Origin of the sequence: Paenibacillus sp. FSL R7-0198, assembly GCF_038000415.1 — a bacterium.
In the GTDB taxonomy this organism is placed as follows: Bacteria; Bacillota; Bacilli; order Paenibacillales; family Paenibacillaceae; genus Paenibacillus.
The window spans coordinates 5,745,057-5,766,232 of the sequence record NZ_JBBOCB010000001.1 but is presented as its reverse complement, the minus strand read 5'-3'; the positions used below and the strand labels follow the sequence as shown (position 1 = coordinate 5,766,232).

General features: G+C 45.9%; 20 protein-coding genes. 6 read left to right on the top strand and 14 right to left on the bottom strand.

Going from position 1 to position 21,176, the window contains the following annotated elements; all coding sequences use genetic code 11:
* On the top strand, positions 1-1,179 hold the full coding sequence (locus MKY87_RS25310; protein ID WP_338593321.1) for a YheC/YheD family endospore coat-associated protein: 1,179 nt from the start codon (positions 1-3) through the stop codon (positions 1,177-1,179).
* A gap of 67 nt (positions 1,180-1,246) precedes the next feature.
* Here the strand turns inward: MKY87_RS25310 and MKY87_RS25305 are convergent, their stop codons facing one another.
* From MKY87_RS25305 to MKY87_RS25270, 8 genes are all read right to left on the bottom strand, one after another.
* Positions 1,247-3,169: an alginate lyase family protein gene (locus MKY87_RS25305; protein ID WP_340966706.1), complete on the bottom strand. Its 1,923-nt coding sequence runs from the start codon at positions 3,167-3,169 to the stop codon at positions 1,247-1,249.
* A complete protein-coding gene (locus MKY87_RS25300) occupies positions 3,166-3,501 on the bottom strand; it encodes a cupin domain-containing protein (protein ID WP_340966704.1) in 336 nt (111 codons plus the stop codon). The genes MKY87_RS25305 and MKY87_RS25300 overlap by 4 nt, the downstream gene beginning before the upstream one ends.
* 68 nt (positions 3,502-3,569) lie before the next feature.
* Entirely contained in the window at positions 3,570-4,967 is a 1,398-nt protein-coding gene (locus MKY87_RS25295; RefSeq protein ID WP_340966703.1) for an ABC transporter substrate-binding protein, read from the bottom strand.
* Between the two features lie 133 nt (positions 4,968-5,100).
* The gene (locus tag MKY87_RS25290) at positions 5,101-6,705 is read right to left on the bottom strand and encodes a helix-turn-helix domain-containing protein (protein WP_340966702.1); all 1,605 of its coding nucleotides are present in this window, start codon (positions 6,703-6,705) and stop codon (positions 5,101-5,103) included.
* Positions 6,706-6,716: 11 nt separating this feature from the next.
* Positions 6,717-8,468 (bottom strand): sensor histidine kinase, encoded by a 1,752-nt coding sequence (locus MKY87_RS25285; protein ID WP_340966700.1) that lies wholly within the window; start codon positions 8,466-8,468, stop codon positions 6,717-6,719.
* A gap of 104 nt (positions 8,469-8,572) precedes the next feature.
* Complete coding sequence (locus tag MKY87_RS25280) at positions 8,573-9,442, bottom strand: carbohydrate ABC transporter permease (protein WP_310336617.1); 870 nt, start codon at positions 9,440-9,442, stop codon at positions 8,573-8,575.
* 51 nt (positions 9,443-9,493) lie between these two features.
* Positions 9,494-10,384 carry a carbohydrate ABC transporter permease gene (locus MKY87_RS25275; RefSeq protein ID WP_338593306.1) on the bottom strand — a complete coding sequence of 297 codons (891 nt, stop codon included), beginning with the start codon at positions 10,382-10,384 and terminating at the stop codon, positions 9,494-9,496.
* A gap of 205 nt (positions 10,385-10,589) precedes the next feature.
* Entirely contained in the window at positions 10,590-11,276 is a 687-nt protein-coding gene (locus tag MKY87_RS25270) for an HAD family hydrolase (RefSeq protein ID WP_036610980.1), read from the bottom strand.
* A 294-nt stretch (positions 11,277-11,570) separates the two neighbouring features.
* Here MKY87_RS25270 and MKY87_RS25265 point away from each other — a divergent pair, with 294 nt between their 5' ends.
* Entirely contained in the window at positions 11,571-13,289 is a 1,719-nt protein-coding gene (locus MKY87_RS25265; RefSeq protein WP_340966698.1) for a methyl-accepting chemotaxis protein, read from the top strand.
* A 156-nt stretch (positions 13,290-13,445) separates the two neighbouring features.
* Here the strand turns inward: MKY87_RS25265 and MKY87_RS25260 are convergent, their stop codons facing one another.
* Positions 13,446-13,895: a hypothetical protein gene (locus MKY87_RS25260; protein ID WP_340966697.1), complete on the bottom strand. Its 450-nt coding sequence runs from the start codon at positions 13,893-13,895 to the stop codon at positions 13,446-13,448.
* 137 nt (positions 13,896-14,032) lie between these two features.
* Positions 14,033-14,989 carry a Gfo/Idh/MocA family protein gene (locus MKY87_RS25255; protein WP_340966694.1) on the bottom strand — a complete coding sequence of 319 codons (957 nt, stop codon included), beginning with the start codon at positions 14,987-14,989 and terminating at the stop codon, positions 14,033-14,035.
* A gap of 435 nt (positions 14,990-15,424) precedes the next feature.
* Here MKY87_RS25255 and MKY87_RS25250 point away from each other — a divergent pair, with 435 nt between their 5' ends.
* The 4 genes from MKY87_RS25250 (at position 15,425) to MKY87_RS25235 (ending at position 19,001) form a co-directional block, all read left to right on the top strand.
* Entirely contained in the window at positions 15,425-17,035 is a 1,611-nt protein-coding gene (locus MKY87_RS25250) for a thiamine pyrophosphate-binding protein (RefSeq protein WP_445669434.1), read from the top strand.
* A 12-nt stretch (positions 17,036-17,047) separates the two neighbouring features.
* The gene (locus MKY87_RS25245; protein WP_091032589.1) at positions 17,048-17,416 is read left to right on the top strand and encodes a carboxymuconolactone decarboxylase family protein; all 369 of its coding nucleotides are present in this window, start codon (positions 17,048-17,050) and stop codon (positions 17,414-17,416) included.
* Positions 17,417-17,603: 187 nt separating this feature from the next.
* Positions 17,604-17,954, top strand: coding sequence for a hypothetical protein (locus MKY87_RS25240; RefSeq protein WP_340966691.1), 351 nt, complete (start codon positions 17,604-17,606; stop codon positions 17,952-17,954).
* A gap of 54 nt (positions 17,955-18,008) precedes the next feature.
* Positions 18,009-19,001, top strand: coding sequence for a 3-oxoacyl-[acyl-carrier-protein] synthase III C-terminal domain-containing protein (locus tag MKY87_RS25235; RefSeq protein ID WP_338593289.1), 993 nt, complete (start codon positions 18,009-18,011; stop codon positions 18,999-19,001).
* 263 nt (positions 19,002-19,264) lie between these two features.
* On the opposite strand, the gene MKY87_RS25230 is transcribed toward MKY87_RS25235, so the two are convergent.
* From MKY87_RS25230 to MKY87_RS25215, 4 genes are all read right to left on the bottom strand, one after another.
* Positions 19,265-19,573: a hypothetical protein gene (locus tag MKY87_RS25230; RefSeq protein ID WP_340966690.1), complete on the bottom strand. Its 309-nt coding sequence runs from the start codon at positions 19,571-19,573 to the stop codon at positions 19,265-19,267.
* Positions 19,574-19,781: 208 nt separating this feature from the next.
* Positions 19,782-20,351 carry a manganese catalase family protein gene (locus MKY87_RS25225; RefSeq protein ID WP_101313332.1) on the bottom strand — a complete coding sequence of 190 codons (570 nt, stop codon included), beginning with the start codon at positions 20,349-20,351 and terminating at the stop codon, positions 19,782-19,784.
* Positions 20,352-20,449: 98 nt separating this feature from the next.
* Positions 20,450-20,725: a spore coat protein CotJB gene (locus MKY87_RS25220; RefSeq protein ID WP_036669913.1), complete on the bottom strand. Its 276-nt coding sequence runs from the start codon at positions 20,723-20,725 to the stop codon at positions 20,450-20,452.
* Positions 20,715-20,954 (bottom strand): spore coat associated protein CotJA, encoded by a 240-nt coding sequence (locus MKY87_RS25215; RefSeq protein WP_017689526.1) that lies wholly within the window; start codon positions 20,952-20,954, stop codon positions 20,715-20,717. The genes MKY87_RS25220 and MKY87_RS25215 overlap by 11 nt, the downstream gene beginning before the upstream one ends.
* Positions 20,955-21,176 lie beyond the last annotated feature (222 nt).

The window sequence follows — 21,176 nt, the reverse complement described above, 5'->3', positions numbered from 1 at the left end:
GTGTCCTCACCTGTTCTGGGCATTATGACGTTGTACTTAAATGAACATCGCGCTCTTGAAGAACGAAGCGTTTATCGCAGAATGATTCTTGAAGGGCGCAAGCGGGGACTCGATATCTATGTATTCACACCAGCCGACGTACACCCCGGCGGCAAACAAATTGAAGCCATGGTTTTTCATGAGGGAAAAGGCTGGTCCAGGGAGTGGCGATCATTCCCGGACCTGATCTTTGATCGTTGCCGGATTCAGCGTAACCGAAGGTTCCAGCAATTGCTTGCCTTTCGTGAGAAATATGGGCATCTGCTCTTTCTGAACAGGCCACTGCGCAATAAATGGACCATCCACCAGACCCTTTTACAAAAAGCCAATTTTCGTGAACACCTGCCGGAAACCGCTCTATTTCAGGATATGTCCGATGTAAACCGGATGCTCAAAGTTTCTTCTCTGGTCTACCTCAAACCCATTAATGGAACAGGCGGACGTGGTATACTGCGCATTGAACGCAGCAGTAGCGAAGCGAATACGGTGCTTGTTCAGGGGCGGGATCAGAAGCGTCGTATCATCACTCCCCGTAAAGTTCATTTATCACGACTTGGCGCTTTGCTCCAGCACTGGAACATGAAAGACAAGTATCTTGTACAAAAGGGCATTCAACTTCAGCTTCCGAATGGACGTGTGCATGATTATCGCATGCTCGTTCAGAAAAACGGTGAAGGACAATGGGAGCTTACTGGATGTGCTGGACGCATGGGTGCAGAAAAAAGCGTGACCTCCAATCTGCATGGCGGCGGTCAGGCAATAGCGATGAACCGACTCATGAAGCAATGGATCGAAGATGACGACCTCCGGGCAGAAATTAACACAACTGCAGAGACGTTTGGTATTGATGTTGCTTCGTTTCTGGAAGATACGTATGGTGACCTGTGTGAGCTGGCACTGGATTTGGCGATTGACAGAAGCGGACGTATCTACCTGCTTGAAGTTAATCCCAAACCTGCGCGTGAAGTATTCGCTCGCATCGGGGAGCGGGATATCTATTATAAAGCCATCACTCAACCGCTGGAGTACGCCTTATGGGTATATCGCAACAAACCTCCCGGAATGTCCAAAAAGTCAGCCATTCCCAAGCCCGTTTCGCAAAAATCCGCCAGAGTAAAAAGAAAAAGGAAAGTCAAGTGAATGGATTAGAAAAAGCAGGAGTCTATGTTCGCCAAGTGCGAGCATAGACTCCTGCTTCACTGTTTTTTTATTTCTGTTCTTTCGTCCATTGCAGCGTGTCGTTGTCAATCACAATATACCCTTTTTCCTCACCTTGCACATAAGATAATGTCAATCTCATCAGGTCAGGTTCTAGTTGGCATGTGGTAATACGTGTAACCTGGTCTGTGTGATCCGCGGGCAGGCACAACGTCAGAATTCCCACTTTACCTGAGAAATCAGCCTTGCCTTGGATGACCGATGTTTCCGACTTGGAACCATACACCTCAGATACCCAGCCGGGCTGCTCCGTCAACTCGAAGGCTCCCTTCCCAATGCCTGCCGTAACCCATTGCATCGTAAGCGTTATGGAAGATGCCTCATAGCTCATATCCGCCGTCATTTCTCCAGCTTTATTCATTCCCAGTGTAATATCCGCTTGCGGATGAAGGTGAAAACGTTGCTCCAGCGTATGCTCTGCATCTGCCTCCAGCCAATCTACAATTATTAATATAGGAATTTCGGCCCCTGCCAGCATCCACCGACGATGTGTAACTGGATCTGGCAAATGCGTATATCCATCCTGTGAAGCATCAATGAAGTGATAGCTGTCATTGCTCTCCCAACGTAGCGTTGTGGCCTGAGCCTCCGGCTCACCCCATTGCTGTGTGGAGAGATAAGGTGTCTGATCCAGACCATCCACCGTGACGGTATTGTGCGCCCGTGTACTTTTGAAATACCTCCGCCATTCCCCTTCTTCATACGTGTAACGTCCGGTGTCCGTGAAGAAAAGCTGGTTCTTCCACATCCACTCCACATTCAGCGCATCCGCATGTCCGTGTGCTCCGCCCATGGAAGCTGCATCAAAAAAAAGATATTGATACTTGTCCCTCATGACATAATATCCTGTCTGCGGAAAGGCTCGGCTCGACAACGCCGGAGAAGAAGCAGCCTGTAGTCGGAGGCATCGCTCATATTTCTCCACACCCAGCAACCAGAGACACTCTGAGCTATCTGTTCCGCGAGCCATCAAATCATCATCGTCCAGGATCGCTCCAAGCAAGGTCAGTCGTTGTCGTCCATCACCAACCCAATCCGAATCACCAATACCGGTAGACTGATGATCTGGTCGAATCAGCGCCTCAGTAAATGCAGCCATATGGCGCAGACAGCGGGCATACCATGCCGAGAAAGGATGCCCTGAAATCTCGCCCAACCGATAAGGCGTGCCAAACATTTCGATGCTGGCATTGTGGTAATGTGTTGTCAGTTCAACCTGTATCCCTTCTTCACCCAACTGATGCAGCAAACAAAGCTCAAGACGTTCCATCGCCACTTGACGCCAGTATGCACTTCGCGGGTGCTGGTGGTAGAACGTAGCAATCATGAACAAGCCTTGCATGTGCATAATGGCATGATTGATTTCCGTGCTGCCGAGATAACGGGTCAAAAACTCGGCGTGCTCGTCCAGACCTTGACGAAACTCCGCCTGAAAACCTTCGTCCAGCAGCGGACTCGCTTCCATATATTTATATGCCGATATCCAGGACTGCACGCGTAGTCCCGTCTCCAGCAGGCGCCATGGACCGGGTTTTTGAAAGAACACGGCCTCGTCGTAAACCACATTTACAGGTACAGGGTTCTGTCGCCTCCAACTGCGAAAATGGTCAATGAATGCTGTTACATATAGCGGATTGCCCTTCATCAGATATGCCTTTCCCAGATCGAGCATATGCCAGTGTCGATTGATGCCCCATGTGAACTCCAGATCATCGGTCGGATTGTGAAGCCAGTCCACGGGTGTCCCCATCGGAATCCAGCGATTCAGATCGTTGGTATAAGGAACGATAAATTCATTCAGGATGGCACGATTGGCAATCGTGAGCGAATTTCGGGCTTCTTCCGGAAAATGTTTTTCATAATATTGGGCAGCCCGTTGCAGATCCGTTGCCGAAAGGTAAAAATCGCTCATTGGGACGCCTCAAGAAAATCCTGACGGAACGGGGTAAACACATCCAGAATGACGGAGTCCTCCAGTGCCTTGACCCCATGCGGGACGTTAAAACCGGCATAAAAGCTGTCCCCTGCTTTTAAGATGTGAATTTCTTCACCGACCTGTACCTCAAAGCTGCCTATGACGATATAGCTGACCTGCTCGTGCGCATCATGGGAGTGAACTTCTCCAATACCACCTTTAGCAAAGGTAACCTCCACCATCATTAATGTACCGCCCATACCCAAGATCTTCCGGGAACTCGTTTCGTTCACGATATGTGCATCGATCGACGCATGATTAATAATCATTTTGCTTTTCCCCTTTCCTTGTGAATAAGCGACCGAAGTGGTTAAACCACGGCCGCTATGAACGTTTATTAGTCTTCTGTGGACAATTTACCCTGAAGTTTGGAAGAATCAAACGATGGATCAGCAGTTATATTGGTCAGACCTGCAGCTTTGGTTTTCTCCAAAGCTGCATTGTATCTTGTATCCAGATCCTTGATTACACTATCGAGATCACCACCCGTGAATACATAGATGGAGAATGCATCGCTCCATTTATTTCCTTCCAGTGAACTCTCAGTCACCACACTTGGATTTGCCGGGAAAATGGCATCATAACGTTTGGGCAGGAAACCTTCAATGCCCGGAATGCTTGGTTTTTTGTCAGAGCTTAGTACAGCAGGAATCAGTGAAATCCCATATCCTTTTTCGTAATACTCACTCTGAAGATCTGTGCTGTACACATACTCCATAAACTTCCATGCCACTTCCTTGTTGGCAGAATCTGCATTGATGCCGATGTAGGAGCCCCCGATGACTTGCGAAGCGCCCTTGATCGTTCCATCATTAGTTGGTACAGGAGCGGCTGCCCAATTTTCTTTTGTAGGAAACTGATCTTTATATACACCTGGTTCACCAGAGTGGTTAATGTACATTCCGATTTTACCTTGAGCAAACTGGGCTCTGAGCGGATCGATGTCCAGACTTTCTACCCCTGGCAGCATGCTGCCATCCTGATTCATCTGACGAAGCGCCATTGCGATATCCTTGTACATCCCAAAATCAAATTGGCCAGTCTTGTAGTTGTAACCATCAATACCAACATTATTGCTTGCACCTGCAATCGTATTGGCTGCTCTCCAGAAACCGCTGCTGCTCTTGAACGGGCTGGCAAAACCATAGATGCCTTCACTTTTACCAACTTCGGTAATTTTTTTGGCATCCGCAACCATCTCAGCCAACGTTTTTGGCGGACTCTCGATCCCTGCCTTTTTGAAAATATCCTTGTTATACACAAGCCGCCAGACCTGCCCTGTATTGGGGAGGGAATATATTTTTCCATCAATCGTGTTTTTATTTTCAATCAAGCTGTCTTTAAACACGGCCTTCATCTCATCACTCATGTATCCATCGATGGGGGCGAGATACCCCTTCTGATAATAGGTCTGAAAATCATTAACTTGCAGCACATCGGGTGCCTGCTTGCTGGCAAAAGCAATATCGACCGCCTGTGGATAGTTGTCCCCCATCACGGTCATCTCCACTTCAATGTTGTCCTTGTTCGTCTGGTTGAACTCATCGATCTTGGATTTCATAAAATCAGCATCATGGCGGTCCGGTGTCCAATATATGATTTTGGTTTTCCCTCCGGCATTCTCCCCGCTGGCCCCCGATTCGCTATTTGCCGAAGTACCACTGTCAGCAGAACAACCTGCCAAACTTAGCGCCAGCAATGCACTCAGCGTAGTCACCATCCACTTTTTAACCATTGATATGCCCCCTTATGCTTGTCTGGACAACCCGTTTGGTTATCCGTTAACGTAATGATAATCGCTACGCTTTCATGGAGGTGAGGGACATTCTGACTTTGAATGGTGGGAAAAATGACGATCCGTATCGGTTTCAATTCTCATACATTTGCCGGAAGCAGGTTGGTGTCATGCCGCAATATTTCTTGAACAAACCGCTGAAATACGGCCTGTCCTCATACCCCAGCCTCTGGCAGATCTCTTGCACCTGTACACCTGCAACCAGCAACTCTTTTGCCTTTTCCATCCTCATCTTAGTAATATATTGAATCGGCGTTATGCCCGTTTCCTTTTTGAAGGCATTGGCAAAGTAACTCGGACTTAAATGCACGGATTGGGCACAGGCATGCAGCGTCAGATTTTCTGCAAGATTCAGACTGATATATTCCTGTGCTTTGCTAATCGCCTGTTTGACATCGGTGAGTCGTTTTTTGTCCATAATCTCGCAACCCATACTGCTAAAATGTTTGATATATCCCCTCCAGCCCTCAAACGTCAAGGAACGCATCGCCTCAAGCACTGTCAAGTCGGCCTCAAGACGCAATCGTTCCTCTGCTGTAATCTCATCACAAAAGGCACGGTAGATGGCAAAAGCCAGTCCTGACAGCAAACGAATCATCGTGAGCGGCTCGGGAAAACCTTCGGAAACCTGCCATTCTTCGAGAATTTCATCAATGATGCGGTGACAGGTGCTCTCATTACCACATTTCAGTGCGTAAAAAAGCTCTTTCTCCTTCTCCAAAGGATATACCGGAGCCACACAGGCCTGATTCTCCAGTTCAGCATACTGGAGGATGCAATTTCCTTCACTGTAAAAACGATAGGATATCGCCTGATCTGCATGTGCGTAGGACGTCCAGATTTCCTGTGGTCTGCGGGCAATCGTACCAACACCAATTGAGACTGTTTTTTTGCTGAATCGCTCCACATTTTGGCGGCATTGCTCCAGTAGCTCAGAGACGTCGATCTGGCTTGGTGTGTTAAATATGGCTGCAAGCCGGTATCGGTTTTCCCGTAAAACAACGCCCTTGGTATAGCGGTTTAAGGTTTCTCCCACAATATTTTGGACCGCAAAAGGAACGATTTCGGCATCCAGATGCATCGTGTATCCATATCGCGTATAACCATCCACCTCGATGACCATGACGAGAAGATTGGAGGAATCGAGATCAATATGCAGCTCGTTCCAGCGACTTTCATTCAGGAATCCCCCGATTTCATGACGCAACAAGCCCAGTAGATAGCTGTGACGCTCGTACTGGCTGCTACTCTCCACCTTCTGCTCCAGCTGTTCCAACTGTTTGCACTGTGCCTGTTCTTCCTGAATCACCTGTCTTACCTTCAACACCGCACCGAGTATTTCTTCAGGGGTAAACGGTTTGAGTAAATAATCGGATGCACCCAGCTTGATGGCCTCCTGTGCATAATGAAAATCCGAATAACCACTGATAAAAATAAATTTGGCTCGCAGTCCGGCATCCAATGCCCGCTTCATTAGCTCCAGCCCGCTCAGCTTGGGCATCCTGATATCACTGATCACGATGTCGGGTAGTTGCTCCAGCAACAAGGACCAACCGCGCTCTCCATTGCTCGCCGTGCCTACAATCCGAACCTGATGATCTTCCCACGGAATAGTTGAAGATATGCCCTTTACAACTGCCTGGATATCATCCATAACACACATCGTCAATTGGCCCATACTGCCCCTCCTCAGGTGATCGGAATCGTGATAACAACCGTTGTTCCCACATCTGTACTGCTATGAAACACAATCGTGGCCACATCCCCATAGTGCAGGCTTAATCTGCCATGGAGATTGGATAGGGCATAACCCTTGCGTCCCCCGTCAGGAACATCCTCAGCATAGATACTGGCTACATCCATACCACATCCATTGTCGGCCACCTCCAGCCGTAGTGTGTCACCCTCACGATCAATGCGGATCAGGATAACGCCCAAATCTTCTTTGTCACTGAATCCATGCAGGATGGAATTCTCCACTAAGGGCTGAAGCAATATTTTTAAAATATCAACAGCGTAACAAGAGGGGTCCCCCACCTCAATCCGATAAACGAACAGATCCTCGTAACATTTTTGCTGAAGCTGCATGTATTGTTCGACATGTTTGATCTCCTGCTCCACACTGGTGATGTCTTTCCCATCATTCAGTCCCAGACGGAATAATAAGGATAAGGAGACGATCATCTCACTTACATCCTTCTTCTCTCCGCTCTCACTTTTCCAGAACATCGTATTAAGCGTATTGTAGAGGAAATGAGGATCAACCTGCGCCTGAAGCGCCTTGACTTCAAATCGCCGTTTGTCTTGCTCCGTTGTCCGTACTTCTTCAAACAGAATCTGAATCTGGTCCAACATCCGATTGAAACGATGCCCTACAGCGCTGACTTCATCGTCATACTTGCTGCGAAACCGTACATCCAGGTCATTGGACTCCACCTCAACCATCAGGCGTCGCAGTTTGTTCAGTGGCTTCAGCAGAGCAGAGGCCAGCAGGCTGGACAACCCAAGTGCGAGCAAAATGCAAAACAACATGATCAGGATGATCAGCCAGCGTATCTTTTGGAGGGGGGACAACAAGTCAGCCTTGGACTGTACACTTACCATGACCCAATCCTCGTTCATCGACAATGCCGAATAGTTAACAAGCATGTCCTCCCCCTGATCGTTCCTGTAGGTGAAATCCCCAGCATCGTCACGGCTAAACTGTTGTGTAAAGTCAGGCTCCATAATGAAATCGTAATTTCGGGACCTGGGCCGAATGACTTCATTTCCGTTTTTGTGCAGCAAAAACAGTTGAATCTGGTTATTCATGAGATCCTGCGTCAGAATGTCCCGCATCGCCTCTTCCTTCATATTGACGACCATATATACATTCGAATAGGTATGATTATCGATCACAATGGGTTTGAGCAACAGAGATAACACATTTCCTCGGGATTGAAATAACTGACTCTGATGTGAACCAAACCACATCGTATTCCAGCCTTGCAGCTTCACGTAGCGTCCGTATTCCCTGTCGAACGAGTGATTGCGATTCGGAAAATCTTTGGTCGAGAAAAAATCACCGATAGGTGTTTTCAGATATGCGGTATCAATCAGTGGCTCTACGAGCTTCAATTGAGCAAACGATGTTTGCAGCAGCGAGAGATTCTGATAATAATGAGATGTGTTATTTTTCCCCACGTCCTTCATGACCTGGGTGAACGTTTCATTGAGCATAAAAGAAAAAGAGGATACAACAATGTGCCTCAGATGTTCATCCATAACCTGCACTGATTTGTTCAGAATGCTTTGTTTCAGTTCAAGTGCATTCTGCTCAATGCTTCGTGCAGCAAAGAGATAAGAGCATATCCCGGTCACACTGATGCACAAGACAACGAGAAAAATGTACAGCAGCTGTATTCTTTTTTTCAGGGACATTTTATAAAAGTCGAATATCATCGGCGCTCGCTCCTTGAACACGGTTTGGCCCGTCCGCTGTGAATTAAAATGAGTATAGCACAGTGGAATTACCCGTAAAACCGTTTCCATGATTGTGCTCACGCCTATCCTTTCACAGCTCCCAAGGTCACCTGCATGAATGATTTGTTAGCAAAAATATAAACGATGAGCAGCGGCAAAATGGACAGACAGGCTCCGGCCATCATCAGTTGGACCTCAGCCGCAGCTCCGATGCCATATCGCAGATTAGCCAGCCCAACGGGCAAAGTCTGTAAGTCCGGATTGCTCATGGTGAACACAAAAGGAAGAATATATTCATTCCATGAACTCTGGAATACACCCAGACCTGCAACGGCGAGTCCGGGCCGCAGGAGTGGAAGAATAATTCGCCAGTATGTGGTGAAGAAATTACAGCCATCAATCATCGCCGCTTCATCCAGTTCGCGCGGGATGCTCTTGAAGAAACCAATCAGAATAAAGTATGTGGCAGCATGTGCGCTGATCAGTATAATAATAACGCCCCATAACGTGGTATTCAGTCCCAGCTTGACCATGAGATCAAATTGCGGACGCAGCACGACCGCGCCTATGGAAATAAACAGAGTAGATGCCATGAGCAGGGTGTATCCCTTTTTACCTTTGAAATTCACTCGATCCACAGCATAGGCTGACATCGAAGCTACCAGCAGCGTGCCAATTGTTGTACTGATGCTAACAAACACGCTGTTAATCGTGAAACCCGAAAAATTGGCGGTTTTCCAAGCCTGAGCATAGTTGGAGAACTGCCAAATCTTCGGCCAGATGGTGGCTCCTCCGGTCAATTCCTGGTTCGTTTTGAAGGAACCGAGTAATACAAGTATGATGGGGAACAGAGACAGCAGAGCGATTGCGATCAAAAACAGCCAAAGTACCGTTCGTTTTGTCCAGCGAATGAGTTGGGGAGACCCTGAGGGCGCAAGCACGTTTTGAGTCATCATCGTTTCCTCCTGATAATTTATACGTGTTCAAAAAGTCTGTTTTTCAGTTTAATAGACATCATTGAGCTTTTTGGATATCTGGAAGTAAATGAGTGTCACAGCCCCAACGATGAGAGCCGTTGTGAAACCGACTGCACTGCCATAACCGAGCTGCTGGAGTGATTGGGTGTCAGCCGACACGGGAAACAACAGTTTGAACAAATACAGATACATCACCTCTGTTTTGCCATACGGTCCCCCTTCGGTCAGCACCATAATACTCTCGTAACCTTTCAGCGCCGTGGTAATTGCCAGCATGATGATCATCTGCAAGACAGGACCCAGCAACGGAATCGTTACATTCCGCAGTTTCTGAAACTCACTCGCTCCATCCAGCGATGCCGCCTCATAAAGCTCTTCAGGAATGCTCTGAAGACCCGCAATGAACAACAACATATAGTTGCCCACAGCCCCCCAGATGGCGATGATGATGGTTGTTAACATGGCATGTTCAGCCCCTAGCCAGCTAATGGATTCGGAGATCACATGATACTTAAGCAGCAATTGGTTCAATATTCCGTTATAGGAGTTGAAAATAATAAAGAATACAATCGCCATGACCGAAGCGCTAAAGATAGTGGGAAGATAATAGATCGCCCTAAACAGGGATCTTCCTCTCCATTTACGATTCAAAATAATCGCCAGAGTTAACGACAGTGGAATTGTAACGACGAGTTTGCCCAGGGCATACACACCCGTGTTGCCTACAGAATCCCAGAATTGCCCGTCACGCAAAATGCGTCCAAAATTATCAAGCCCGATGAAGACAGGCGTTCCGATGCCTTGATAATCATAGAACATGTAACGCAGCGCCCATAACAGCGGATAGATCCCGAATACAAGAGTTAGAAAAAGACTTGGAAAGATGAACATATAGGCATGTATTTTGGATGGTTTCACCAGAATCGGACCCCCTATAGCTTTTGAATGAAGTATAGAGGGAATATGGAGGAAAGCGGGATAGGGAAATCAACTTTCTACAGGGGAGAATGTGACTGCATGACCAAACAAAAAAACCTGTATTCAACGAATTTCCGTTGAGTCTACAGGTTCATATCATGTGGTTCGTAATCTTAAACCTCAGTATACGTATGCAGCGTAGAGGCTACTCTGCTTCATCATACAGACGCAGTAGTTCTGTAAAATCAGAGATGAGCACATCTGAGCCCGCAAGCTCCTCATCACGACCGAACCCGGCATAAGCACAGCCGATGACCGCCTGACCGTTCATTTTACCAGCTTCCACGTCAGAAGAGCGATCCCCTACCATCCATGCGTCCTGAATACGATGTTTCTCAAGCAGGATCTGCACCAGATTAATTTTGGAAGGAGTCTTGTACTGGCCTGCACTATATACCCCTTCAAAGAAAGGCATGATTTCGTGTGCAAACGCTACACCCTTTACGTAGTCCTCCAGCCCGTTACTTGCGACAAAAAGACGCACTCCTTGTTGTTTCAAGGCTTGCAGCGTTTCTTTCACACCCGGATACAATTGGGAACCTCCTTGATCAAGCCCTTCAATCTCCAGTTGAAGCAACAGTTCGTCTGCCCGGCGATGTGCCGCTTCCGATGCCTCAGGCATAACCACTTTCCATATATCTTCGAGCAACATACCCAAACTTCCCAGCATCCGTTCCTCGGGTGGAGTTTCTCCTTCAAAGTGCCCTTCGGCACGCAATGTATCAAATAGTTGCTGGTAAGCTGGCAACAACAGGGTCTCTGTCTGGAACAGCGTACCATCCATGTCAAAAATCATCGCTTCCGGTTTGAGCAAAACCTTCTCTTTATTCATGTCCAATGTTCCTTTCGGATTGGGATATTGTATATGTAATTGGAATCGTTCCCTTCCCATGATAAACATAACGTTTGAACGTGTAAACCAACGAATGTAAAAGATCATCAACCCCAACCTTATACAACATCAACCAAACGTTATATTGTAGTTCAACAAACTATATACAAAAGAAGTTTCTTTACGTATAATACTAAAAAATAGTGCTTTAGACACCTAATCTAAAGACCTACAATTATCACATTTCCGGTTTTTTCGACAACTACATATACCCCATAGAGAGGAATAACAAACATGAAAAAGCGAAAGACCTTTAAGATTTTTTATAAGATCGGATTAGGATATTTACTTGTACTGGCTGTACTGGCTGGTTGCATCCTGCTGATTCAGAACAGCACAAGTCAGCTCCAACGGGAACTGGATTTTCTGGTCGATCACGATATGAGGGTACATGCCCTCACCTATGAACTCGAAAGAAACATGGTAGATATGGAAACAGGTCAACGCGGTTACATCATCACGGGTCAGGACAATTACCTCGATCCTTACACCCAGGGAAAAGAGCAACTTATTACACTCAGAGATGAACTTGCGGCTTTAATTTCGGATAATCCGGCTCAACTTGCACTTTTGGAAGACATACATACTACTATGGAGAACTGGGTCCAGGTCGCTGGTGAACCTGTGGTCGCCCTTCGCCAAGCAAATAATACGCAGGCCATTCGAGATTTTTTCGCAGATGATCCAGGTAAAAGAGACATGGACCAGATTCGCACTGCTCTCGATACGTTTCGAACCAACGAGCACACGTTAACCGATAACCGTACAGAAGCGCTGAAGCAAAAAAACACACTACTGAACTTGGAACTGTATGGGGCACTTATCGTTGTGGCCATTATCTCGTTCATCACTGCATTAGTCCTGTCACGTGCCATTGTTAGAAACATTCGTACCGTGAAGCAGGCATTAAATGACATCGGTTCTTCCAATGGTGACCTGACACTGAGAATCGCTACACCAATGAAAGACGAAACTCGTGAACTCGCGGAGGCAGCCAATACAATGCTCACTGGTTTGCAGCAAATGATGCTGGACGTTCAGAGCAATGCCATGATTCTGAGCACAGCTTCGGATCGATTGGATAAAGGGGTTGCCGATAGCCATCTTGCAGGAAAAGAAGTTGCCACTGCCATGGAACGCGTGGCTGAAGGCGCTGATGAACAGGTTGCTCTTACGCAAACCATGGTAGCTGCGATGCAACAATCCCTCAACGGGCTTAATCGTGTCGCCTCCTCGGCAAGTGACGTGGCAGGCCGTGCAGTTCGTACCGAATCCATTGCCGTGGATGGGCAACAGCGCATTGATAATGCTGTAGGTAAAATGAGTTCCATTGAGCAATCCTTCCTCTCTGTACAGGGAGCCATTAATGAAATTTCGAAGATGTCTGATCAAGTGATCAACATTGCAGATTCAATGTCGGGTATTGCAAGACAAACCAATCTGCTTGCACTTAACGCCGGAATTGAAGCTGCCCGCGCTGGGGAAAATGGACGCGGCTTCGCTGTCGTTGCCGCGGAAATCCGTAATCTTGCAGACCAGAGTGCAACATCAGCCAAAGAGATTACAAGTATATTGGAAACCGTGGTAACAGGTGTTCAAAGTACGGTGCAGGTGGTTGATGAGAGCACTCTACATGTGAATGAAGGATTGCGGACCATTGAGGATGCAGGTAATGCTTTTTCAACCATTACTCAGCATATTCATAACCTCAGTGGTGAAATTCTCGAGGTATCTGCTGTTGTCGAAGAGTTAACTTCCGGTAGTGAGGCTGTGATGAAGTCCATCAATGAAGTATCGGCTGTTGTGGAGGATACTGCATCAGCCACGGAAGAAGTATCTGCGATGACGGAGGAACAGCTTGCTTCTCTGCAGGAAATGTCTGACACGTCCAAGCAGTTGAATGAAATGTCCGATGCACTTGATCAGCTGGTTAAGCGATTCAAGCTGGTGTAAAACTCTTGCTGATACGGCTGAGTTGAAAGAAAAAGATGATTTCTGTATTTACAGAAATCATCTTTTTTAGTTCCATTTCAGAAGTATATAGAAACACCCTCAGAATGAACGCTCCTCAACTTCAAGGGCGTATTTGAAGAGGAATGCTCGTTATTCTTATTTTTGCAAAACAAGAAAATAATTAAGCTTGTTATTCGTGCCTGAATCTGAAGGCTTCGTAATCCACTCCGACAACAACGCCTGTAAAGTTTCTACCTCTGACACAGTCAACTTATGCTGGTAGCGTGGATAATCTCTAAAAAATCGTTCAAGATTCATAGAAACATTGCGTACTAACGGCTGCTCACTGTAATAGGTTGTACCTGTAGCTACCGCATTTAATTTGGAAGCTTCCGCTTGATACTGGTATATTTCTTCCTCCAAACCCCGTTCAGCATTTTTTCGCAATTGATCCTGAATATTCTCCGCATACATTGTGAAAGATTGATTCATTTTGTCCTGAAGTCGATCATATTGAGTGTTCGAATTCCAGAGCATATAGGTTACAGCCAGATTGGAGAGAATGAGTAGGATGATGATATAGAAAGGCCATTTTTTTGCCCCCATCTGCTTCACTCCCTTGAAAGTATATTATTTATATTGTAGTTGAGCGAAACTATCCACTTCTGAAAACATATCTTGTTGATTTAAAGACAAAGAACCTCCTTTTGGAATAGAAACGCTAATGGAGTTAGTCACATTATTTAATTTCGCAACGCTTCCAGTATCAATTGTGCCTGATACCCATCGTTAAAGTCATATATTTTAGCTGGTTTGCCTTGTATACGGGCAATGACATGTTTAAGAACTGGCAATTCACTGGCGGATTCAAGCACTTCTACTCGAGACAGTGGCAGTCCCACCCGACCCGTCTTCAATTCTTCCCAATTTTCCAGAGCAATCGTGCCCTTCGTACCGTACACCACCATGGATACACGTTCTTCCCCCGCAAATTGAGAGATGCCATTTAGCTGAATTCGAGTCCCGTCTTCCAGTTCCATTGCAGCCTGTACTTCTAGTTCACAGTCTCCATTCTCAGGATATTGAACCTGAGTGCTCACTACCCGGATGGCACCAAACACCTTTTGAATCATATGAATCCAGTGAATACCTACTTCAAGAATAAATCCACCCTGTTCCCGGCTCGTAATCCAAGCATTCTGTTGCCATGATCGTGGCCACTGCGGGAATTGCAGAATCAGATCTATTTTGCGAACGGCCCCCACAGTACCCTGCTTAATCATCTCTTGCAACTTCAGCACGGAAGGTTCATGCGGCATCGAGAAATGGATGGCATGAACAACGCACGCCTGCTCCGCTGCATCCAGCATCTCTTTGGCTTCTTCTACACTATTGGCAAGCGGTTTCTCGCAGAACACATGAATTTTGCGCTCCAGCGCTTCCATGACAACCGGATAATGAAATTTCGGCGGAACTGCAATATACAACAGATCAATCTGATGTTCATTCATCAATTGCTTGTAATCCGTATACGTCCTAACTCCCCGATGAGAAGCTGCAAAAGACGCCAAACCGTCCTCATTCGCATCACACACCGCTACAATCTCAATCTTTGTATCCATCTTTGTATTCTCGATTAGATGAACCATATGTAGTCCCATTTTACCCAGCCCAATCAGAGCCATCTTGATGATTGTCATTCCATCCCCTCCCAATTCCTTTCCAGTATAGCAGAAAGCAAAGAAATGCGAATGCGATGATGCGTTGATACGAAAAAAGATAAATCTCAAGCTTTCAAGTCGCTATTTGTGGCTGAAATTCATCATTTACAGTCATTATTTTACATTATTTGTAACTTCGTTGCGATTGGGTAATTCGTTTCAGGTATATATAACCAATTATTTTTACTTTATCCAGCAACACTTAAAGCGTTACCAACTTAAGAATCAGGAATTTAGACTCACAAAAACAGGTTGACAAAAAACCACAAAAAAAGATACTCTTCCTAATAACAATGAATATTTCCTCTTACAACCTTAGACAGTAACTTGCATTCAACAAATGGAATATGCGTATGGTTCTAATAACCTATTTCATGAAGCGAGGTGTCCCGCATGAGAACAGTTGCGGACTATTTGGCAGAAACTCTGCGTAATCTAGGCGTTACTCATGTCTTTGGTATTATTGGTAAATCCATCTGTCCTGCTGTACTGAAAATGGTGGATTACGGATTAGAGTTCATTCCAGGCCGTCATGAATCCAGCTCAGGTTTTGCCGCATCCGGTTATGCATTACAGACAGGTAAGCTCGGCGTTGCCTTTGCCACATCCGGTCCAGGCGGAACCAATCTTCTTACTGCAGCAGCCCATGCAAAGGCCAACAATCTGCCTGTACTGTTTATTACGGGTCATCAATCCATTCAGGAACTGGGACTCCCCCAGTGTCAAGATTCTTCTTCCTATCTGGCTGATCTGGCCGAAATGTTCAGGCCTGCTACGCTATTCAGCAAACTGGTTGAGCGTGGAGATCACTTCGGTACACTGCTGAATCATGCACTTTCCATTGCACTCGGCCCTAATAAAGGCCCTGTTCACCTCTGTATTCCTTTTGACGTACAGACTGAATTGTTATCCCAATGCCGGATTGTCATTCCCGAACCGGAACCTCTGCTTAGCGTATCTAACCTGAATCGCATTCTTCCTCTCATTCAACAATCCAACCGCCCTTTAATTATTGCTGGTAAAGGTGTAAGTCGCGCCAGAGCCCATGATGAATTGCTTCATTTGGCCGAATCGTTCAACATTCCCGTCATTACTACTCCTGGTGGAAAAGGAGCGATTGCGTGGGACCATCCCCTATACCATGGACCTTGTGGTGTTGGAGGTTTCCCGCATGCAGACGACATGCTGAACCAAAGTGACCTTTATATCGTACTCGGTTCACGTCTGAGTGACATGACCCTCTGCAATCTGAAGCCTGAACATCATCCGGTACACCTCATTCAATTTGACGCTGATCCTACATTCGTAGGCAAGATTCTGAGCGCTCAAACCTTACATATCACCGGTGATTTGAAGGACAACCTGCAATATTTGCTGGGCACATTAGAAGACCTCCCTACTCCTGTGAGAACCACGACACCCATGGATTACACTGTCCCATTACCAGATCTGCCCCGCCTGTCTCTGGCTTCTGTGCTGGACGGGATGAGTGAACTTCTTCCTTACGATCATAAGCTGTTTGTTGATGATGGCAGCCATGGATTCCATGCGGTTCAGCGATATAAAGTCAAGAAACCAGGCAGCTTTGTGTTTGACGCGTACTTTGCCTGCATGGGGAACGCCATTGGTATGGCGATAGGTGCAAAGGCCGCTTCACCTGAAGAGACCATTGTATGTATCACCGGGGATGGATGTTTCATGATGCTGGGGACGGAGATCAATACTGCGGTATGCAACAACCTGAATGTCATTTTCATTGTCGTTAACAACAAACAATTGGACATGGCACTCAAAGGAATGGAAAAAACAACAGGCAGAATTGATGGCACATTATATGAAGTTCCTATGGATGCAGCCAAATTCGCCGAATCTCTCGGTGCGGTTGCATTTCGAGCAGAAACCCTTGCTGAATTCTCATCTGCGCTGAACACAGCCCAGACGTTGAATCAGGTAACTGTTATTGAGCTTCTGACCGATCGAGATGAAATTCCACCCACGGCTCACCGCACCGTAACTTTGAATTAGGAGGAGCAGATCATGAGTGAACATGTAGCTCAGGGACTAGACCGTTTCGCAAAACTTTCTGGTGAGTACGGCGCAAGAGCCCTTGCACCCATCAAAGAACATTTTCCCGAATTGTCGGAATTTATTATGGGGACGGCATACGGGGATATTTTTCAGCGCACCACGATTACGGATCAATGGAAGGAAGTTGCTATCATCTCTTCGTTGATCACCCAAGGACAGTATGAACAATTGGGGGTACATTACACGATGGCTCTGAGCGTGGGAGTAACGGTGGATCAGCTCAAGGGAATATTGCTACATCTGGCACCCTGTGTGGGTGCTCCACGCATTATTAGCGCATTTAATATTTTGCTTGCTACCTTGGAAGAAATACAGTAATTCACTTTTCTACATTTTTATACATGATTCGACTTTTTTATTGATCTTTTTACATTCCTACCTTTATAATATGGTTAAATTATCCTTCGAACCAGCTCTCATCTTAGAAGCTTTCAGCAGAGGTCCTATGGGGCTGTGTATCCATTAGCAGGATAGCCTTAACTCATTTAAAGGAGAGAGATCAAGCATGGGAAATTTCATTCTGAAGACTGACGTTCCGAACAAGGTGTTAAACATTGAACTGGAGGGTTCTTTCTCTCAAGAAGACGGTTTGCGTTCCATCTCGGCATATCAGGATACGATCGCTCCTCTTAACACCAAGGAGTATGACCTGAACATCGATTGCAAAAAGTTGAATGTTACTGCGCCGGAGATTGTTCCTCTTCTGGAAGGCTGCCTTCAAATGTTCAAAAAAGATGAATATAAAAAAGTCGTGTTGACCCTCGAGAACAACTCGATTCTAAAAATGCAATTGTCCCGACTTGGTCGGTCTGTTGGCCTGGACAATCTCGAAATCATATCTACCGTTACCACTTAATAAACCAGGCGGACAAGCTGTGAATTCACCCTTCCGCTCAAGAGGAGAATGAAGATGGCCGGAATTCGTATTGTAGATATCGATATCTATCATCCTGCAACCAAGGTGCACAATGATTTTTATATTGAACATTTTGATGCAAGAGGTGTAGATATTCGTGGATTGTTAAAGGCACTTGGTCGTGATACACGTTATAAAATTGACAACGATGACGAAAATTCACTAAGCATGGCCTTTGAGGCAGCCAGTAACCTACTGGAGAAAACCGGACTCACCGGTGCAGATATTGATCTGATTGCTTATGCAAGCCAAACGCCAGAATACATCTTTCCTACGAATTCCTTGATGATTCATCGCCTGATTAACGGAGCTTCCCACACGATCTGTATTGACAGTAACGCCAACTGTGCAGGCATGACCGCTGCTTTTGAACAGGTTAGCCGGCAGATGCTGGGCAATCCTCGAATTCGCCGGGCATTAATTATCGGCTCGGATTACGTAGCTCCTCACGCCAGTCCCGATGATCCCGTATACTTCGCCAATTTCGGTGATGCAGCAGCGGCGGTTATTGTAGAGCGGGATGAACATGCTGTCGGTTTCATTGATTCCATCTATCAGACCGATACCTGTGTGTATGGTAATTCACTCTTTCCTGCTGAAGGCTTGGCGAAGCTGGGCAAAACGGGTGTAGATGCGGGTGCCTTTCATGTGAAATTCATCCCATTTGATGATTCGATCTGTGTGGACGCCGCTTCGGAGTCCATTCGTACGTTGCTGACACGTAACGAGATTGGACCAGATGAGATCAGAGCCGCCTGCTTCTCCCAGCTATCCATCAGTAACATTCGGGCTGTATCCGAGAACGTCGGCATTGGTGATGATATTGCCGTCTATATCGGAGATGAGTTCGGATACACCTCAACCAGCAGTCCATTCATCGCATTACATCGAGCGGTTACAACCGGTCAGATTCAGCGTGGTGACAAAGTTCTGTTCTGGACCGTTGGAGCCGGGTGGCAAAATGTTGCCATGGTGGTTGAATATTAGGTATACACTTCAAAATCCAATAAAACCATCTCTGGTACCACTACTGGAGATGGTTTTTTGTTTCTTCATTTTCTCCCCCTATCATTGAAGATTAACATCTACGATTGTGAAAATAGCCACTTACATGTTATTACAAAAAAATATTATTTAAAAGTGAAAGTAGCAGTTCCAAGATTATTTAATCTTGAAACTGCTATTTTAAGATTTATCATAAATTCGTTGTTATAAGAATCTGAAAACGAAGTTTAATCTACCATTTCTGATTATCTGTAAACGGTCCCTTCGTATCTTGCAGCAACAATTCCATCAACAATATGATAACTAGACAACACTAAGGTGCCTACATAGCCGTCTGGCGTAACATAATCCGTAAGATATTGTGGTACTCCAAAACCTACAGGGTAATAATGCACTACAGAAAAAAATTTACTTTCAAGCATAGGAGATACTACGTCTGATACACTTGTGCTGGTATTCGGTTGAATAGTTGCCGCAGACACGCCAGCACTTGAAATGGAAGTGGTCAGAATAAAGGAACATGCAGTCAAAATAAGAACTTTACTAAGTCTCAAAATGATCATCTCCTAAATAGGTTTTTTAACTACAAGTTTATTGTATAATATGTAAGTGGATTTAACAACAATATTTGTAAAATATATAATTATGTGTAATTTAATTTTAAAAATGATTTATTTAATTTTATTATCTTTTCAGACAAAAAAGCAGCCCTGCTGGACTGCTGAACCTCTGCCTCGATATCAAATATTCAGAATCAAACATTCAGAATATCTTCTTTGTATCCCGATCGTCCTTCAGAATCTCCACAGCTTCGCGGAAACGCAAGGAATGCACGATCTCGCGTTCCCTTAGAAACTTCAGACTATCCTGCAGATCCACGTCATCGGTCAGGTCGATCAACCATTGATATGTAGCCCGAGCTTTCTCTTCTGCTGCAATGTCCTCGTACAGATCCGCAATCGGATCACCCTTTGCAGCAATGTAGGCAGCCGTAAAGGGTACACCGGAGGAATTGGTATAAAACAAGGCAGAATCGCGTTGAGCATAGTTCGGCCCAAGTCCCGCTTCTTCCAGTTGATCCACCGACGCGTCCTTGGTCAACTTGTAGATCATGGTGGCAATCATCTCCAGATGAGAAAATTCCTCTGTAGCAATATCCGTCAACAGACCGATAATCTTGTCTGGAATCGTATAACGCTGATTCAGATATCGAAGGGCAGCGGCCAACTCCCCATCGGCACCGCCATATTGTTCCATCAGCAATTTCGCCATGCGAGGATCACATTTACTAACCCTTACGGGATATTGCAGTTTTTTCTCATACACCCACATGTAAGACGCCTCCCTCTACGTTATCAAAATACAGCCATTCTTCTAACCCTCGGGCTTCCTGTCCCTAAAGTCATGCAAGGAAGCCTGAGGCTGATGTGTCACACTTGCCATGGCCAGGGCGTCTGAGACCATTCCCACGGATATTTGGAGAAGGCATGACCAAAGTTCATCAGGGGTCCATACAATTGTTGAAACTCCTGCGCCACCCGCGTACGTTCTTGCGTGAATTTGTTATATTGCTCTATGCTCTGATAATCCCCAGGATGGGTGTCCAGGTACAGATTCAGCTCCACTAATACAAAATCCAGAGCCTGAAGCTCCTCCAGCAGCTCATAGTATTGAGTATCGCACGCTTTTGCTCCTTCAGGTTCCATCCACATCCACCTTCCTTCCCTTCGATCTCGCTGGTGTATAAGGGCTGTATAATGCAGGCCATAACGTCCCCACTCTTAATGCTTCTGCCGGACTGTACTGTGGCCAACCCATAGGCTGAAATGGAATAAATAATTGCGGAGGTACCAGATACGTCCGAATCTCTACTGGTGGACAAGGATCAAACGGCCCCACAAAAGGGGCGTAAGCACGAAGTTGCGGATCTTTCACAAAACAACGCCTCCTATAATACATCGTTGGTGCAACTTAATATTACTGAGGTCCTTCCAGTTTCCCGTCTCTATAACCATATGACGCTGTCCCCCAAGTTAATCCGAAATTCGTTTCAACTATGTGCAGAATTTCTCCAAATTCTTATTTAAAATAAAAAAAGACCTTCGGTTCGTTCCCCTTTCAGGTAACTTCCAAAGGTCTTATATCCTGGCAGATTTT

Excerpts from the sequence above, each read along its gene's own strand:
- MKY87_RS25265 (WP_340966698.1), top strand. The coding sequence starts at position 11,571 with ATGAAAAAGCGAAAGACCTTTAAGATTTTTTATAAGATCGGATTAGGA.
- MKY87_RS25220 (WP_036669913.1), bottom strand. The coding sequence starts at position 20,725 with ATGGAACCTGAAGGAGCAAAAGCGTGCGATACTCAATACTATGAGCTG.
- MKY87_RS25280 (WP_310336617.1), bottom strand. The coding sequence starts at position 9,442 with ATGACTCAAAACGTGCTTGCGCCCTCAGGGTCTCCCCAACTCATTCGC.
- MKY87_RS25240 (WP_340966691.1), top strand. The coding sequence starts at position 17,604 with ATGGGAAATTTCATTCTGAAGACTGACGTTCCGAACAAGGTGTTAAAC.
- MKY87_RS25225 (WP_101313332.1), bottom strand. The coding sequence starts at position 20,351 with ATGTGGGTGTATGAGAAAAAACTGCAATATCCCGTAAGGGTTAGTAAA.
- MKY87_RS25305 (WP_340966706.1), bottom strand. The coding sequence starts at position 3,169 with ATGAGCGATTTTTACCTTTCGGCAACGGATCTGCAACGGGCTGCCCAA.
- MKY87_RS25235 (WP_338593289.1), top strand. The coding sequence starts at position 18,009 with ATGGCCGGAATTCGTATTGTAGATATCGATATCTATCATCCTGCAACC.
- MKY87_RS25255 (WP_340966694.1), bottom strand. The coding sequence starts at position 14,989 with ATGACAATCATCAAGATGGCTCTGATTGGGCTGGGTAAAATGGGACTA.
- MKY87_RS25300 (WP_340966704.1), bottom strand. The coding sequence starts at position 3,501 with ATGATTATTAATCATGCGTCGATCGATGCACATATCGTGAACGAAACG.
- MKY87_RS25295 (WP_340966703.1), bottom strand. The coding sequence starts at position 4,967 with ATGGTTAAAAAGTGGATGGTGACTACGCTGAGTGCATTGCTGGCGCTA.
- MKY87_RS25285 (WP_340966700.1), bottom strand. The coding sequence starts at position 8,468 with ATGATATTCGACTTTTATAAAATGTCCCTGAAAAAAAGAATACAGCTG.
- MKY87_RS25290 (WP_340966702.1), bottom strand. The coding sequence starts at position 6,705 with ATGGGCCAATTGACGATGTGTGTTATGGATGATATCCAGGCAGTTGTA.
- MKY87_RS25260 (WP_340966697.1), bottom strand. The coding sequence starts at position 13,895 with ATGGGGGCAAAAAAATGGCCTTTCTATATCATCATCCTACTCATTCTC.
- MKY87_RS25245 (WP_091032589.1), top strand. The coding sequence starts at position 17,048 with ATGAGTGAACATGTAGCTCAGGGACTAGACCGTTTCGCAAAACTTTCT.
- MKY87_RS25270 (WP_036610980.1), bottom strand. The coding sequence starts at position 11,276 with ATGAATAAAGAGAAGGTTTTGCTCAAACCGGAAGCGATGATTTTTGAC.